Origin of the sequence: Pseudomonas palmensis, assembly GCF_049942755.1 — a bacterium.
GTDB classification, from domain to species: domain Bacteria; phylum Pseudomonadota; class Gammaproteobacteria; order Pseudomonadales; family Pseudomonadaceae; genus Aquipseudomonas; species Aquipseudomonas palmensis.
Window position 1 is genome coordinate 2,354,096 of sequence record NZ_CP187958.1, and the last position, 13,630, is coordinate 2,367,725.

Genomic DNA, 13,630 nt, shown 5'->3' on the forward strand with positions numbered 1-13,630 from the left:
GCGGGGTCCTTCCAGAACAGTGCGGCGGCGAGCCGGCCGGCCCGCCGCGCGAGGTATTACTCGAGGACCAGGATCGCGTCCATTTCAACCTGCGAGCCGCGTGGCAGCGCAGCGACGCCGATGGCGGCGCGGGCAGGGTAGGGCTGTTCGAAGTAGCGGCCCATGACCTCGTTGACCTTGGCGAAGTGGCTCAGGTCGGTCAGGAAGATGTTCAGCTTGACGATGTCCTTGAACGAGCCGCCGGCAGCTTCGGCCACGGCTTTGAGGTTTTCGAACACCTGTACGGTCTGGGCTTCGAAGCCTTCGACCAGGTCCATGGTTTTCGGGTCCAGCGGGATCTGGCCCGACATGTACACGGTATTGCCGGCCTTGATCGCCTGGGAGTAGGTGCCGATGGCCGCTGGGGCCTTGTCGCTGGTGATGACGGTCTTGGTCATGGTGACTCCTTGCAGGGGGAGGGCTACGTGCGCATGCGGGTGATGCGAATCACCCCGGTCAGGGCACGCAGTTTCTTGATCACGCGGGCCAGGTGCACACGGTCGTGCACGCTGACCACCAGCTGGACCACGCTGATGCGGCCATCACGTTCGTCCATGCTGATCTTCTCGATGTTGCCGTCGGCGGCGTTGACGCTGCTGGCCAGCAGGGCAATCAGGCCGCGCTGGTGTTCCAGCTCGACGCGCAGCTCGACATTGAATTCGCCGGTGACATCCTTGGCCCAGGACAGCTGGATGCATTTTTCCGGGTTGTGGCGAATTTCGCTGATGTTGCGGCAGTTCTCCAGGTGCACCACCATGCCCTTGCCCGCCGACAGGTGCCCGACGATCGGGTCGCCCGGAATCGGCGTGCAGCACTTGGCGTAGCTGAGCACCAGGCCCTCGGTGCCGCGAATGGCCAGCGGACCCTCGGGGTTGGGCAACTGCTCGCCTTCGCTGGAGAGCAGGCGGCGCGCCACTACGTAGGCCATGCGGTTGCCCAGGCCGATGTCTTCGAGCAGGTCTTCGATCACTTCGAGGCGATACTCGGCCAGCATGGCCTGGATGCGCTCCTGGGGGATCTTGTCCAGCGCGCTGTCGAAACCGTTGAGCACCTTGTTGAGCAGGCGCTCGCCCAGGTTGATCGATTCGGAGCGGCGCTGCAGCTTCAGGGCATGGCGAATATGGGTGCGCGCCTTGCCGGTGACCACGAAGTTCAGCCAGGCCGGGTTCGGTCGTGCGCCTGGGGCGCTGACGATCTCGACCGTCGAGCCGCTCTGCAGCGGTTCGGACAGCGGTGCCAGGCGGCGGTTGATGCGGCACGCGATGCAGCTGTTGCCGACGTCGGTATGCACCGCGTAGGCAAAGTCGACCGCCGTGGAGCCCTTTGGCAGCTCCATGATGCGGCCCTTGGGCGTGAACACGTAGACCTCGTCCGGGAACAGGTCGATCTTCACGCTTTCGATGAATTCGAGCGAGTTGCCCGCGCGCTGCTGCATTTCCAGCACGCCCTTGACCCACTGGCGCGCCCGGGCATGGGTGCCCTTGGGCTGCTCGTCGTCGCTGGACTTGTACAGCCAGTGCGCCGCGATGCCGTTGTTGGCCATCTCTTCCATCTCGCGGGTGCGGATCTGGATCTCGATGGGCACACCGTGCATGCCGAACAGGGTGGTATGCAGCGACTGGTAGCCGTTGGCCTTGGGGATCGCGATGTAGTCCTTGAAGCGCCCCGGCAGCGGCTTGTAGAGGTTGTGCACGGCGCCGAGCACGCGATAGCAGGTGTCGACCTTGTCGACCACGATGCGGAAGGCGTACACGTCCATGATCTCGTTGAAGGCGCGGCGCTTGCCGCGCATCTTCTTGTAGATGCCGTAGATGTGCTTCTGCCGCCCGCTGACCTCGCCTTCGATACCGTCCACGGCCAGGCAGTGGCTGAGCGATTCCTCGATCTTGTTGACCAGCTCCTTGCGGTTGCCGCGGGCACGCTTGACTGCCTGGTAGATACGCGCCGAGCGCATCGGGTACATGGCCTTGAAGCCCAGGTCCTCGAACTCCACGCGCACAGTGTGCATGCCCAGGCGGTTGGCGATGGGGGCGTAGATCTCGAGGGTTTCCTTGGCGATGCGCCGGCGTTTTTCGCCCGACAGCACTTCCAGGGTGCGCATGTTGTGCAGGCGGTCGGCCAGCTTGACCAGGATCACGCGAATGTCGCGGGCCATGGCCATGGCCATCTTCTGGAAGTTTTCGGCCTGGGCTTCGGCCTTGGTCTCGAAGTTCATCTGGGTCAGCTTGCTGACGCCATCGACCAGTTCGGCGACGGTTTCGCCGAATTGGGAACTGAGGGCTTCCTTGGCGATGCCGGTGTCTTCGATCACGTCATGCAGCATGGCGGCCATCAGGCTCTGATGGTCCATGTGCATGTCGGCAAGAATGCTTGCCACCGCCAGCGGGTGCGTGACGTATGGCTCGCCGCTGCGACGGCGCTGGCCGTCGTGGGCTTGTTCGGCGTAGAAATACGCCCGGCGTACCAGGTTGACCTGGTCGGCGCCGAGGTAGGTCGAGAGGCGATCGGCGAGGGCGTCTATGCTCGGCACGATGTTAGCTCCTGCCGAGAAAGTGGGCCCTGCGCCGTACAACGTCGACCAGGCATGGACTTAGACGGCCTCGTTGGCCTCGTCCTCACCGAATGCAGCGAAGACCGGGTCTTCGTGGACGATGTCCTGTTCGGCCATGAATTCTGGGGTGCAGATGCCTTCGGCGATTTCGCGCAGGGCGACGACGGTCGGCTTGTCGTTTTCCCACGCCACTTTCGGCTCTTTGCCGCCGGTGGCCAGTTGGCGGGCACGCTTGGTAGACAGCATGACCAGCTCAAAGCGGTTATCCACGTGTTCTAGACAATCTTCAACGGTTACGCGGGCCATGGTCTTCCTCAGTAGCAAATGCGGTGTTCAGCCCGAATGGGCGAGCGGACTCGATAGTTTAAAAAATCACCAGCCTTTAGGGAAGCGCTGATTTCACGTCGAGACCTGTGTAAGCCGACAATAACCAGTTGTGAGGCTCTAGCACAACTGTCTTGTGGGGGTGGATTCAAATGCTTGGCCGGCAGGTCGGCGCCTGCAGAACTGCGCACCTGCCTTGTGGGAGCCGGCCTTGCCGGCGAAGGGGCCCGAAAGTCAGGCCTGACCCTCCTGGCGCCCCAGCATCCCGCGCAAACGCGGGGTCAATTCGTCGAACAGGGTCTGCACCGAACGCAGCGCACGGCAATCGGGGCGGGTCAGCAGCCACAGCTCGGTATTGCACCCGGGCAGGGCACCGCTCAACTGTTCCACCCCCGGCAAGGTGTCGGCCATGTAGTCGGGCAGGGCAGCCACCCCCAGCCCGGCCGCCACCAGCTGTGCAATCGCCGCGATTCCGCTGCAGCGATAGCGCGGCATCACCCCCGGCAGCTGCTGGCTGCGCCACACCACTGTGGCGTGGTCCTGCATGGAGTCGTCGGGGGCAATCCAGGGCACGCTGGCCGGGGCCTCGGCCAGCCGCTCGCGGTACTCCTCGCGCCCGCACACCACATACGAGGCCGCCCCCAGGCAGCGCCCCACAAGGTGCTCGGGTGGCGAATTGGTCAGGCGCAGCGCCAGGTCGGCGTCGCGCCGGCTGAGGTTGGCGAAGGTGTTGGAGGTCGCCAGTTCCAGTGACAGGGCCGGGTATGCCGGCATGAAGTCGGCCAGGGCCGGCAGCAGCAGGCTGTGCAGCACCGCATCGGTACAGGTCAGGCGCACCGTGCCGCTGACCACCTGTTCGCCGTGCTCCAGCGCCACCCGCGCCGCATCCAGCGCCTGCTCGGCACGTTCGGCCTGCTCGGCCAGGGCCTGGGCGGTGCCGGTAGGGATGTAGCCCTTGCGGCTCTTCACGAACAGCGCGGTGCCCAGGGCGGCCTCCATGCGCCGGATCGAGCGGAACACCGTCGACACATCGACCCGCAGCAGGTCTGCAGCCTTGGCCAGGGAGCGTCCGCGTACCAGCGCGAGCACCAGGGAAAGGTCGGCGTGACTGATCTGATATTGCATGGGTGCACTCTTTGCTTGCCTAAATGCCAATGTCTGTTGCGTGGGGGCCATTCTATAGTGAGGCGGCAGTCGTGAATCAACCCGCGACGTTGTCAGAACCTGGAACGACCGTGCAATGCCGCGGCGTTCGGCATTCCCCACGATGGGAACCTTAAAAAGAACAAATGAAACCATCGCCGCTCCCGATAGCGCAGTAACACCTCCTCCATTGCCGCCCGATAAAAAATCAAAGGATGCCTAGCCATGACGTCGGTCTCCCCGTGCGCCATCCCTCTCGACGAGATGGGTGAATTTCTCAAGGCCCACCCTGAGGTGCAATTTGTCGATCTGCTAATTGCAGACATGAACGGCGTGGTGCGTGGCAAGCGCATCGAGCGTGCGAGCCTGGTCAAGGTCTACGAAAAAGGCATCAACCTGCCGGCTTCGCTGTTTGCCCTGGACATCAACGGTTCCACCGTCGAAAGCACCGGCCTGGGCCTGGACATCGGCGACGCCGACCGTATCTGCTACCCGATCCCCGGCACCTTGAGCTTCGAGCCCTGGCAGAAGCGCCCCACCGCGCAGCTGCTGATGACCATGCATGAACTGGACGGCACGCCATTCTTCGCCGACCCACGCGAAGTGCTGCGCGGCGTGGTGGAGAAGTTCGACGCGCTGGGCCTGGATATCTGCGCCGCGTTCGAGCTGGAGTTCTACCTGATCGACCAGGACAACCTGAACGGTCGTCCGCAGCCGCCGCGCTCGCCGATCTCGGGCAAACGCCCGCAATCGACCCAGGTGTACCTGATCGATGACCTGGACGAGTATGTCGACTGCCTGCAGGACATGCTCGAAGCGGCCAAGGAGCAAGGCATCCCGGCCGATGCCATCGTCAAGGAAAGCGCCCCGGCGCAGTTCGAGGTCAACCTGCACCACGTGGCTGACGCGATGAAGGCCTGCGACTACGCAGTGCTGCTCAAGCGCCTGATCAAGAACATCGCCTACGACCATGAGATGGACTCCACCTTCATGGCCAAGCCGTACCCTGGCCAGGCAGGCAACGGCCTGCACGTGCACATCTCGCTGCTGGACAAGAAGACCGGCAAGAACATCTTCGCAACCGACGACCCCGAAAACAGCGAAACCCTGCGCCACGCCATCGGCGGCGTGCTCGAAACCATGCCGGCATCGATGGCCTTCCTGTGCCCCAACGTGAACTCCTACCGCCGTTTCGGCGCGCAGTTCTACGTGCCCAATGCCCCGAGCTGGGGCCTGGACAACCGTACCGTGGCCGTGCGCGTGCCTACCGGCAGCAGCGATGCCGTGCGTATCGAGCACCGCGTGGCCGGCGCCGATGCCAACCCGTACCTGATGATGGCTTCGATCCTGGCCGGCATTCACCACGGCCTGACCAACAAGGTCGACCCGGGCGAGCCGGTCGAGGGCAACTCCTACGAGCAACTGGAGCAGAGCCTGCCGAACAACCTGCGCGATGCGCTGCGCGAGCTCGATGACAGCGAGGTGCTGAACCAGTACATCAGCCCCGACTACATCGACATCTTCGTGGCCTGCAAGGAAAGCGAGATGGCGGAGTTCGAAGTGTCGATCTCCGACCTCGAATACAACTGGTACCTGCATACGGTGTGATGGCTGGATAAAGCTGCAACGGAGGCTTAACCGATGAACGAGCGCGCAGGGCGGCTGCCCCTGATTGGTGTGAGTGCTTGCCGCCAGCAACTGGGCAAGAACTCGTCGCATACCGTGGGCGACAAGTATGTCGAGGCGGCCGGTTTTGCCGGATTGCCGCTGATTCTCCCGGCCCGGGACGTCGCAAGCGACCCGAACCTTGTGCTGGAGCATCTGGATGGCATTCTTTTTACCGGTTCGCCTTCTAATGTCGAGCCGCATCATTACAATGGCGCCCCCAGCGTGGAAGGCACCCGCCACGACGTGTTTCGTGACCGGCTGACCCTGCCGCTGCTGCAGGCCGCGATTGCCAGGGGTGTACCGGTGTTCTGCGTGTGCCGGGGCTTCCAGGAACTCAACGTCAGCCTGGGCGGCACCTTGCACCAGCGTGTGCAGGAGCTGCCAGGCTACCTGGACCATCGCGAGTCGCAGGATGCGCCGCTGGAAGAGCAATACAGCCCCCGCCACCTGGTGACATGCCAGCCCGGGGGGAAATTCGAGCAGATGGGGCTGCCTGCCCGCTTCATGGTCAACTCGCTGCACAGCCAGGGCATCGATCGCCTGGCCGCCGGCCTGCGCGCCGAAGCCCTGGCTCCCGATGGACTGATCGAAGCCGTGTCCATGGATGACGCCCCAGGCTTTGTGGTCGGTGTGCAATGGCACCCGGAATACCGCTTTGCCGAAAACCCGGTGTCGCTGCGCCTGTTCGAGGCGTTTCGCGAAGCCTGCATCGCCCATGCGCTGCGCCGGGAGAAGGCCCTATGAGGTCACCCGGCTGAGCCGGCGATGCACTGCAACAAGTTTCATTGAGTGATAGCGGGCACCCCACGGGGGGCCCGGAAAACAATACCAATAGTGACGGCAACTACTCATGAGCGAACACAAAGCAGGCCTGTCCCCAGGTGTGGGCGGGCGATCCAAAGGGCTGGCCAAGGGCCGGCTCGGACTGCTGGCCAGCATCGTGCTGGGCATTTCCACTATTGCGCCGGTGTATACCCTCACCGGCGCCCTCGGCCCGACCGTACGCGAAGTCGGCGCCCACCTGCCGGCGGTGTTCATCGTCGGTTTCCTGCCCATGTTGCTGGTGGCGCTGGGTTATCGCGAGCTGAATGCCGCCGAACCCGACAGCGGCACCTCGTTCACCTGGTCGGTACGTGCCTTCGGCCCGATGATCGGCTGGATCGGTGGCTGGGGGCTGGTCACCGCCACCACCATCGTGTTGTCGAACCTCGCCGGTGTGGCGGTGGACTTCTTCTATCTGTTCCTCGGGCAGATCACCGGCAAACACGAGGTGGCGGCGCTGGCCGACAACCTGCTGGTCAATGTGACCACCTGTTGCGTGTTCATCGCCATGGCCGTGTGGATCTGCTGTCGCGGCATCGCCACCACCATGACCGTGCAGTACGGCCTGGTGGCGCTGCAACTGATCGTGCTGCTGGGTTTTGCCATGGCCGCATTCGGCGGGTCGTCGGAGGCGCCGCCGCTGACCTTCGAGATGGACTGGTTCAACCCGTTCGGGGTGGAGTCGTTCTCGGCCTTCACCGCCGGCCTGTCGCTGTCGATCTTCATCTTCTGGGGCTGGGACGTGTGCCTGAGCATCAGCGAAGAATCGGTGGGCAGCGATGACGTACCGGGCAAGGCAGCGACCCTGACCGTGCTGCTGATTCTGGGCCTGTACCTGGTGACCGCAATTGCCACCCTGCAGTTTGCCGGCATCAGCGATATCGGCCTGGGCCTGGGCAACCCGCGTATCCAGGAAAACGTCTTCGCCCACCTGGCCGGCCCGGTGATGGGGCCGCTGGCGATCCTGATGTCGATCGCGGTACTGGCCAGCACCGCGGCCTCGTTGCAGTCGACCTTCGTTTCGCCGGCGCGCACGCTGCTGGCGATGGGGTACTACGGCGCAGTGCCGGAGCGCTTCGCGAGCGTCTGCCCGCGTTCGAAAACCCCGCGTTATGCCACCATCTGTGCCGGCGTGGCCGCAGGCGTGTTCTACGTGACCATGCGTACCCTGAGCGAGAACGTGCTGGCCGACACCATCACTGCCCTGGGCATGATGATCTGCTTCTACTACTCGCTGACCGCGTTCGCCTGCGTGTGGTACTTCCGCCACAGCCTCACCGACAGCCTGCGTCACTTCCTGATGCGCGGCCTGTGCCCGTTGCTGGGCGGCGGCATTCTTTCGGTGATTTTCCTGCAGACAGCCTATGACAGTGCTTCGCCGTCGTTCGGCAGCGGTTCGCATGTAGGCGGGTTGGGGCTGGTGTTCGTGATCGCGATGATCATCACCCTGCTGGGCCTGGTGCTGATGATGCTGTCGCGCCTGCGTGCGCCGGCGTTCTTCCTGGGCATGACCCTGCGCCGTCACGCAACGGTGCCCGGCCGCGGTTAAGCGGCCGGGGCACGCTGCTCAGGCAAGCAGTTGCCTGAGCAGTTCGCTGTGACGTTGCTGCTGCTGGCCGCGCTGCAGGCGGTTGGCACGGAACACCGCCTTGAGGTCGTCCAGTGCCGTGGCGAAGTCGTCGTTGATGATGACGAACTCGTATTCGTCGTAATGCACCATCTCGCTGACCGCCTCGCGCATGCGCCCTTCGATGATCTCGTCACTGTCGGTGCCGCGGTTGGTCAGGCGCTGGCGCAGGGCCTGCTGGCTGGGCGGCAGGATGAAGATCGAACGCGCCTCGGGCATCAGCTTGCGCACCTGCTGCGCACCCTGCCAGTCGATTTCCAGGATCAGGTCATGGCCCTGGTCAAGGGTCTGCTGCAGTGCGCTGCGCGAGGTGCCGTAGCAGTTGCCGAAGACTTCGGCCTGCTCCAGGAAGTCGCCCTGGGCGATCATGCGGTCGAACTCGGCGCGGTCGACGAAGTGGTAGTTCACCCCGTCATGCTCGCCCGGACGCATGGCCCGCGTGGTGTGCGAGACCGACACGCGAATGTGGTTGAGGTCGTCGGTGAGCGCCTTGACCAGGCTGGTCTTGCCGGCGCCCGAAGGGGCCGAGACGATGAAAAGGGTGCCGCTGCTGTGGGTCATGGTAGGGGTGGCCTTACTCGATGTTCTGTACTTGTTCACGCATCTGCTCGATCAGAACCTTGAGGTTGACCGCCGCTTGGGTGCTGCGTGTGTCAAAGGCTTTGGAGCCCAGGGTGTTGGCTTCGCGGTTGAGTTCCTGCATCAGGAAATCCAGGCGCCGGCCGGCGGCGCCGCCCGACGTGAGCACGCGGCGCACTTCGGTGACATGCGTGCTGAGGCGGTCGAGTTCTTCGGCCACATCGCTCTTCTGCGCCAGCATCACCATCTCCTGCTCCAGACGCTGCGGGTCGAGTTCGGCCTGCATGTCGGCAAAGCGGTCCAGCACCTTCTGGCGCTGGGCGGCGAGCATCTGCGGCACCAGGGCGCGCAGGGTGGTGACTTCCTCGCTCATGCTGTCGAGGCGCTCGTTGATCAGTCGGGCGAGTTCCGCGCCTTCGCGGTTGCGGCCGTTCTTGAGCTCCTTGAGGGCCTGTTCGAACAGGCCCATGGCCTCGGCATTGAGCGCCTGCGGGTCGCTGGCATCGGCCACCAGCACGCCCGGCCAGGCCAACACCTCGAGCGGGTTGAGGGGGCCGGGCTGCTTGATCAGGCCGGCCACGGTCTCGGCGGCGGCGACCAGCTGAGCGGCACGCTCGCGGTCGACCTGCAGCGGCTTGCCGGCGTTCTCTTCATTGAAGCGCAGGGTACATTCGACCTTGCCGCGCGACAGGCCCTGGCGCAGGGACTCGCGCACCGCGCCTTCGAGGTCGCGCAGGGCTTCGGGCAGGCGCAGGTGCGGCTCGAGGTAGCGATGATTGACCGAGCGCAGTTCCCAGATCAGTGTGCCCTGGGTCCCGGCCTGCTCGACGCGGGCGAAGGCGGTCATGCTGTGCACCATGGGAAGTACCTCGCAGATTAGGGAGCAAGCCGACAGCCTGCAAAGGCGCAGGATTGTAACGCAGTGCGGCGCCGGCTCCCAATGCGCTGATGCTACAAAGCAGCGGGCAGGGCGCCGCAAATACCGGGCGGCGCGGGCAGATCGGGGCTTGTGGCGTGGTGCGCCGATGATCGGCTGGCCGTGCATTTGGCCGCAGGCATGTCCACCGAGGGCCCTGTAGCCCTATAATGCCGGGCAGATTCATATCCAGTACAGGTAGCCCAAATGAAACGTCCAAGTGGTCGCGTTGCCGATCAGCTGCGCTCGATCCGCATCACCCGCAACTACACCAAACACGCCGAGGGGTCTGTACTGGTCGAGTTCGGAGACACCAAAGTCATCTGCACGGTCAGCGTCGAGAACGGCGTACCGCGCTTCCTCAAAGGCCAGGGCCAGGGCTGGCTGACCGCCGAGTACGGCATGCTGCCGCGCGCCACCGGCGAGCGCAACCAGCGCGAAGCCAGCCGCGGCAAGCAGGGTGGTCGTACCCTCGAAATCCAGCGCCTGATCGGCCGCTCGCTGCGCGCCGCGCTGGACATGAGCAAGCTGGGCGACATCACCCTGTACGTCGACTGCGACGTGATCCAGGCCGATGGCGGTACCCGTACCGCGTCGATCACCGGTGCCATGGTTGCGCTGGTCGATGCCCTGCGCGTGGTCAAGAAGCGTGGCGGCCTGAAGGGCGGCGACCCGGTCAAGCACATGATTGCGGCCGTATCGGTCGGCATGTACCAGGGCGTGCCGGTGCTCGACCTGGACTACCCGGAAGATTCGGCGGCCGAAACCGACCTGAACGTGGTGATGACCAGCGCCGGTGGTTTCATCGAAGTCCAGGGCACCGCCGAAGGGGCTCCGTTCCAGCCTGAAGAGCTCAACGCCATGCTGGCGCTGGCGCAGAAGGGCATGACCGACCTGTTCCAACTGCAGCAGGCCGCGCTGGCGGACTGATCGGGAGTCGTCATGGCCGAGCCGTCCAACGCGCCGATGCCCGGTGATGCAGCCCGTCATTGGGGCATGTTGTGCCACCTGGCGGCGGCTGCCGGCATGGTGGTGCCGTTCGCCAACCTGATCGCGCCGCTGGCCTTGTGGTGGTTCAAGCGCGGCATCGACCCGTACGTCGACGCCCAGGGCAAGGAGGCGGTGAACTTCCAGCTGACCATAACCCTGCTGGGCATGGTGTGCGTGGTGGGGTTTACCGTACCGATGGCCAAGCTGGCGCTGACCATCATCTCGCTGGGGGTGGCGGTACTGATCGTCATTGCGGCGGTCAAGGTAAAGCAGGGCAAGGCCTTTCGTTATCCGTGGGCCTGGCGTGTGCTGACCTGACATGCTTCGTCGGCAAGGCCGGCTCCTACGGCGGTTGCGTTGACCCGGTAGGAGCCGGCCTTGCCGACGAAAGGGCCCGAAGGCCAGATACGAAAAAGCCGACACGCAGTCGGCTTTTTTGTGGCTGAGCGATCAGATCGTCAGCGTCCAGTCATAGTCCACGATCAGTGGCGCATGCTGGGAGAAGCGTGGCTGACGCGGCAGGCGAGCGCTTCGTACGAAGCGGCGCAGGCCCGGGGTCAGCAGCTGGTAGTCGAAACGCCAGCCCAGGTTGAGCATCTCGGCCTGCTCGTTGTCCGGCCACCAGCTGTACTGGTCGCCCTCACGGCTGACTTCGCGCAACGCATCCACATAGCCCATGTTGCCGACGATCTCGTCCATCCAGGCCCGCTCTGGCGCCAGGAAACCCGGCGACTGCTGGCCGTCGCGCCAGTTCTTCACGTCGAGCTTCTGCTGCGCCACATACAGCGAGCCGCAGTAGATGTACTCGCGACGCTTGCGGCGCTGCTTGTCCAGGTATTTGCCGAAGTCGTCCATCAACTTGAATTTCTGGTTGAGGTCTTCGTCACCGTTCATGCCCGAAGGCAACAGCAAGGTGGCAATACTGACTTTGTCGAAATCGGCCTGCAGGTAACGCCCGTAGCGATCGGCTGTCTCGAAGCCCAGGCCGCTGATGACTGCCTTGGGCTGCAAACGCGAGTAGAGTGCCACGCCACCTTGGGCTGGAACTTCTGCATCGCAGGCATAAAGGAAGTAGCCATCGAGCTGGAAAGCTGGGTCGTCGAGTTCAAAGGCCGAGGCGCGGGTATCCTGAAGGCAGATGACGTCGGCATTCTGGGCTTGTAGCCAGCTGAGCAAACCACGCTCGACTGCAGCCTGAATGCCATTAACGTTCACACTGATGATCCGCATAAATGGCCCCAAAAATCTCGTGCGTGTATGATACCCGAGCTGTACTCATTTAGCTAAATCTGTGGTAGCCGGGACTCTTCATGCAGCCGTATCAGCGCGAATTCATTCGTTTTGCCATCGATCGTGGGGTTCTGCGCTTCGGTGAGTTCACCCTCAAGTCGGGCCGCATCAGCCCGTATTTCTTCAACGCCGGCCTGTTCAACAGTGGCGCTGCCCTGGCTCAGCTCGGTCGGTTCTATGCGGCGGCGATCGTCGACAGCAAGATCCCGTTCGACGTGCTGTTCGGCCCGGCCTACAAGGGCATCCCCCTGGCTGCCGCGACGGCGGTGCAACTGGCCGAGCACCATGGGCTGGATGTGCCGTGGTGCTTCAACCGCAAGGAAGCCAAGGCACACGGCGAGGGTGGCAGCCTGGTGGGCTCGCCACTGGCAGGCGACGTGCTGATCATCGACGACGTGATCACTGCCGGCACGGCCATCCGCGAGGTGATGCAGATCATCCAGGGCCAGCAGGCCAGGGCGGCGGGCGTACTGATCGCGATGAATCGCCAGGAGCGTGGCAACGGCGACCTGTCGGCGATCCAGGAAGTGGAGCGTGACTTCGGCATTCCGGTGGTCAGCATCGTATCGCTGACCCAGGTGCTGCAGTTCCTCGCCGATGACCCGGCGCTCAAGCAGCACTTGCCGGCCGTCGAGGCCTACCGGGCCCAGTACGGTATCTGAGGCAAACAAAAAGGCGACCCGCGGGTCGCCTTTTTTGTACCTGTGGTGGCCCGCTCCTGTAGGAGCCGGCCTTGCCGGCGGATGCCTCAGCGCGGTTCGTGATTGGTAATCAGGGTACCCACGCCACTGTCGGTGAAAATTTCCAGCAGCACCGCATTCGGCACGCGGCCGTCGATGATGTGCGAGCTGTGCACGCCGCCCTGTACTGCTTCCAGTGCGCAACGGATCTTGGGCAGCATGCCGCCGTAGATGGTGCCGTCCGCGATCAGTTCGTCAACCTGCTCGGTGGTCAGGCCGGTGAGCACGGTGCCCTGCTTGTCCATCAGGCCGGCGATGTTGGTCAGCAGCATCAGCTTCTCGGCCTTGAGCGCTTCGGCCACCTTGCCTGCCACCAGGTCGGCGTTGATGTTGTACGACTCGCCGTTGGCGCCCACGCCGATTGGCGCGATCACCGGGATGAAGTCGCCCTTGACCAGCATGTTCAGCAGGTCGGTGTTCACCCCGACCACTTCGCCCACATGACCGATGTCGATGATTTCAGGGCTGGTCATCTCTGGCGTCTGGCGGGTGACGGTGAGCTTCCTGGCGCGAATCAGCTCGGCGTCCTTGCCGGTCAGACCGATGGCGCTGCCGCCATGACGGTTGATCAGGTTGACGATGTCCTTGTTCACCTGGCCGCCGAGCACCATCTCCACCACGTCCATGGTCTGCGCATCGGTGACGCGCATGCCATCGACAAACCGGCTTTCGATGGACAGGCGCTTGAGCAGGTCGCCGATCTGCGGGCCGCCGCCGTGCACCACCACCGGGTTGATGCCGACTGCCTTCATCAGCACCACGTCGCGGGCGAAGCCGGTCTTGAGCTCTTCGCTCTCCATCGCGTTGCCGCCGTACTTGATCACCAGCGTCTTGCCGACAAAGCGGCGGATGTAGGGCAGCGCTTCGGACAGTACCTGGGCGACATGGGTGGCGGCATCACGATCAAGGGTCATGCAGGGCTCCAGTTGGAACAAGGGGTC

The 13,630-nt window shown here is 63.9% G+C and carries 14 protein-coding genes; 6 read left to right on the forward strand and 8 right to left on the reverse strand.

What is annotated here, in order from left to right; translation table 11 throughout:
- Positions 1–56 precede the first annotated feature (56 nt).
- From ACPRTJ_RS10785 to ACPRTJ_RS10800, 4 genes are all read right to left on the reverse strand, one after another.
- The gene (locus ACPRTJ_RS10785; RefSeq protein WP_058541944.1) at positions 57–437 is read right to left on the reverse strand and encodes a RidA family protein; all 381 of its coding nucleotides are present in this window, start codon (positions 435–437) and stop codon (positions 57–59) included.
- A 23-nt stretch (positions 438–460) separates the two neighbouring features.
- Positions 461–2,569 carry a bifunctional GTP diphosphokinase/guanosine-3',5'-bis pyrophosphate 3'-pyrophosphohydrolase gene (spoT, locus tag ACPRTJ_RS10790; protein WP_043861568.1) on the reverse strand — a complete coding sequence of 703 codons (2,109 nt, stop codon included), beginning with the start codon at positions 2,567–2,569 and terminating at the stop codon, positions 461–463.
- A 60-nt stretch (positions 2,570–2,629) separates the two neighbouring features.
- Complete coding sequence (gene rpoZ / locus ACPRTJ_RS10795; RefSeq protein ID WP_043861569.1) at positions 2,630–2,896, reverse strand: DNA-directed RNA polymerase subunit omega; 267 nt, start codon at positions 2,894–2,896, stop codon at positions 2,630–2,632.
- A 252-nt stretch (positions 2,897–3,148) separates the two neighbouring features.
- On the reverse strand, positions 3,149–4,039 hold the full coding sequence (locus ACPRTJ_RS10800) for a LysR family transcriptional regulator (RefSeq protein ID WP_054916676.1): 891 nt from the start codon (positions 4,037–4,039) through the stop codon (positions 3,149–3,151).
- Positions 4,040–4,282: 243 nt separating this feature from the next.
- On the opposite strand from ACPRTJ_RS10800, the gene ACPRTJ_RS10805 reads away from it, so the two are divergent.
- The 3 genes from ACPRTJ_RS10805 to ACPRTJ_RS10815 all read left to right on the forward strand — a co-directional run bounded on the left by ACPRTJ_RS10805 (position 4,283) and on the right by ACPRTJ_RS10815 (position 8,096).
- Positions 4,283–5,665 carry a glutamine synthetase family protein gene (locus ACPRTJ_RS10805; RefSeq protein ID WP_043861571.1) on the forward strand — a complete coding sequence of 461 codons (1,383 nt, stop codon included), beginning with the start codon at positions 4,283–4,285 and terminating at the stop codon, positions 5,663–5,665.
- Positions 5,666–5,698: 33 nt separating this feature from the next.
- Complete coding sequence (locus tag ACPRTJ_RS10810) at positions 5,699–6,469, forward strand: gamma-glutamyl-gamma-aminobutyrate hydrolase family protein (protein WP_054916675.1); 771 nt, start codon at positions 5,699–5,701, stop codon at positions 6,467–6,469.
- Between the two features lie 106 nt (positions 6,470–6,575).
- Entirely contained in the window at positions 6,576–8,096 is a 1,521-nt protein-coding gene (locus ACPRTJ_RS10815) for an APC family permease (protein ID WP_043861573.1), read from the forward strand.
- Between the two features lie 18 nt (positions 8,097–8,114).
- On the opposite strand, the gene gmk is transcribed toward ACPRTJ_RS10815, so the two are convergent.
- The gene (gmk, locus tag ACPRTJ_RS10820) at positions 8,115–8,735 is read right to left on the reverse strand and encodes a guanylate kinase (RefSeq protein ID WP_043861574.1); all 621 of its coding nucleotides are present in this window, start codon (positions 8,733–8,735) and stop codon (positions 8,115–8,117) included.
- 13 nt (positions 8,736–8,748) lie between these two features.
- Positions 8,749–9,612 (reverse strand): YicC/YloC family endoribonuclease, encoded by an 864-nt coding sequence (locus tag ACPRTJ_RS10825; RefSeq protein WP_043861575.1) that lies wholly within the window; start codon positions 9,610–9,612, stop codon positions 8,749–8,751.
- Positions 9,613–9,876: 264 nt separating this feature from the next.
- Here ACPRTJ_RS10825 and rph point away from each other — a divergent pair, with 264 nt between their 5' ends.
- Together rph and ACPRTJ_RS10835 are read left to right on the forward strand one after the other, a co-directional pair.
- The gene (gene rph, locus ACPRTJ_RS10830) at positions 9,877–10,599 is read left to right on the forward strand and encodes a ribonuclease PH (protein ID WP_043861576.1); all 723 of its coding nucleotides are present in this window, start codon (positions 9,877–9,879) and stop codon (positions 10,597–10,599) included.
- Between the two features lie 12 nt (positions 10,600–10,611).
- Positions 10,612–10,977 carry a DUF4870 domain-containing protein gene (locus tag ACPRTJ_RS10835; protein ID WP_058541942.1) on the forward strand — a complete coding sequence of 122 codons (366 nt, stop codon included), beginning with the start codon at positions 10,612–10,614 and terminating at the stop codon, positions 10,975–10,977.
- A 132-nt stretch (positions 10,978–11,109) separates the two neighbouring features.
- Here the strand turns inward: ACPRTJ_RS10835 and ACPRTJ_RS10840 are convergent, their stop codons facing one another.
- Positions 11,110–11,889, reverse strand: a complete 780-nt coding sequence (locus ACPRTJ_RS10840; RefSeq protein WP_043859862.1) for an exodeoxyribonuclease III — start codon at positions 11,887–11,889, stop codon at positions 11,110–11,112.
- A gap of 80 nt (positions 11,890–11,969) precedes the next feature.
- Between ACPRTJ_RS10840 and pyrE the strand changes: the two genes are divergently transcribed.
- Positions 11,970–12,611 carry an orotate phosphoribosyltransferase gene (gene pyrE, locus ACPRTJ_RS10845; RefSeq protein WP_043859861.1) on the forward strand — a complete coding sequence of 214 codons (642 nt, stop codon included), beginning with the start codon at positions 11,970–11,972 and terminating at the stop codon, positions 12,609–12,611.
- Between the two features lie 86 nt (positions 12,612–12,697).
- Here pyrE and argB read toward each other — a convergent pair whose 3' ends face one another.
- Positions 12,698–13,603, reverse strand: a complete 906-nt coding sequence (gene argB / locus ACPRTJ_RS10850; RefSeq protein WP_043859860.1) for an acetylglutamate kinase — start codon at positions 13,601–13,603, stop codon at positions 12,698–12,700.
- Positions 13,604–13,630: the final 27 nt, after the last annotated feature.

Bases quoted from the DNA above. Each gene is read 5' to 3' on its own strand.
- pyrE (WP_043859861.1), top strand. From the start codon at position 11,970: ATGCAGCCGTATCAGCGCGAATTCATTCGTTTTGCCATCGATCGTGGG.
- gmk (WP_043861574.1), bottom strand. From the start codon at position 8,735: ATGACCCACAGCAGCGGCACCCTTTTCATCGTCTCGGCCCCTTCGGGC.
- ACPRTJ_RS10840 (WP_043859862.1), bottom strand. From the start codon at position 11,889: ATGCGGATCATCAGTGTGAACGTTAATGGCATTCAGGCTGCAGTCGAG.
- ACPRTJ_RS10815 (WP_043861573.1), top strand. From the start codon at position 6,576: ATGAGCGAACACAAAGCAGGCCTGTCCCCAGGTGTGGGCGGGCGATCC.
- argB (WP_043859860.1), bottom strand. From the start codon at position 13,603: ATGACCCTTGATCGTGATGCCGCCACCCATGTCGCCCAGGTACTGTCC.
- ACPRTJ_RS10810 (WP_054916675.1), top strand. From the start codon at position 5,699: ATGAACGAGCGCGCAGGGCGGCTGCCCCTGATTGGTGTGAGTGCTTGC.
- ACPRTJ_RS10835 (WP_058541942.1), top strand. From the start codon at position 10,612: ATGGCCGAGCCGTCCAACGCGCCGATGCCCGGTGATGCAGCCCGTCAT.
- ACPRTJ_RS10805 (WP_043861571.1), top strand. From the start codon at position 4,283: ATGACGTCGGTCTCCCCGTGCGCCATCCCTCTCGACGAGATGGGTGAA.
- ACPRTJ_RS10800 (WP_054916676.1), bottom strand. From the start codon at position 4,039: ATGCAATATCAGATCAGTCACGCCGACCTTTCCCTGGTGCTCGCGCTG.
- ACPRTJ_RS10825 (WP_043861575.1), bottom strand. From the start codon at position 9,612: ATGGTGCACAGCATGACCGCCTTCGCCCGCGTCGAGCAGGCCGGGACC.
- rpoZ (WP_043861569.1), bottom strand. From the start codon at position 2,896: ATGGCCCGCGTAACCGTTGAAGATTGTCTAGAACACGTGGATAACCGC.
- ACPRTJ_RS10785 (WP_058541944.1), bottom strand. From the start codon at position 437: ATGACCAAGACCGTCATCACCAGCGACAAGGCCCCAGCGGCCATCGGC.
- rph (WP_043861576.1), top strand. From the start codon at position 9,877: ATGAAACGTCCAAGTGGTCGCGTTGCCGATCAGCTGCGCTCGATCCGC.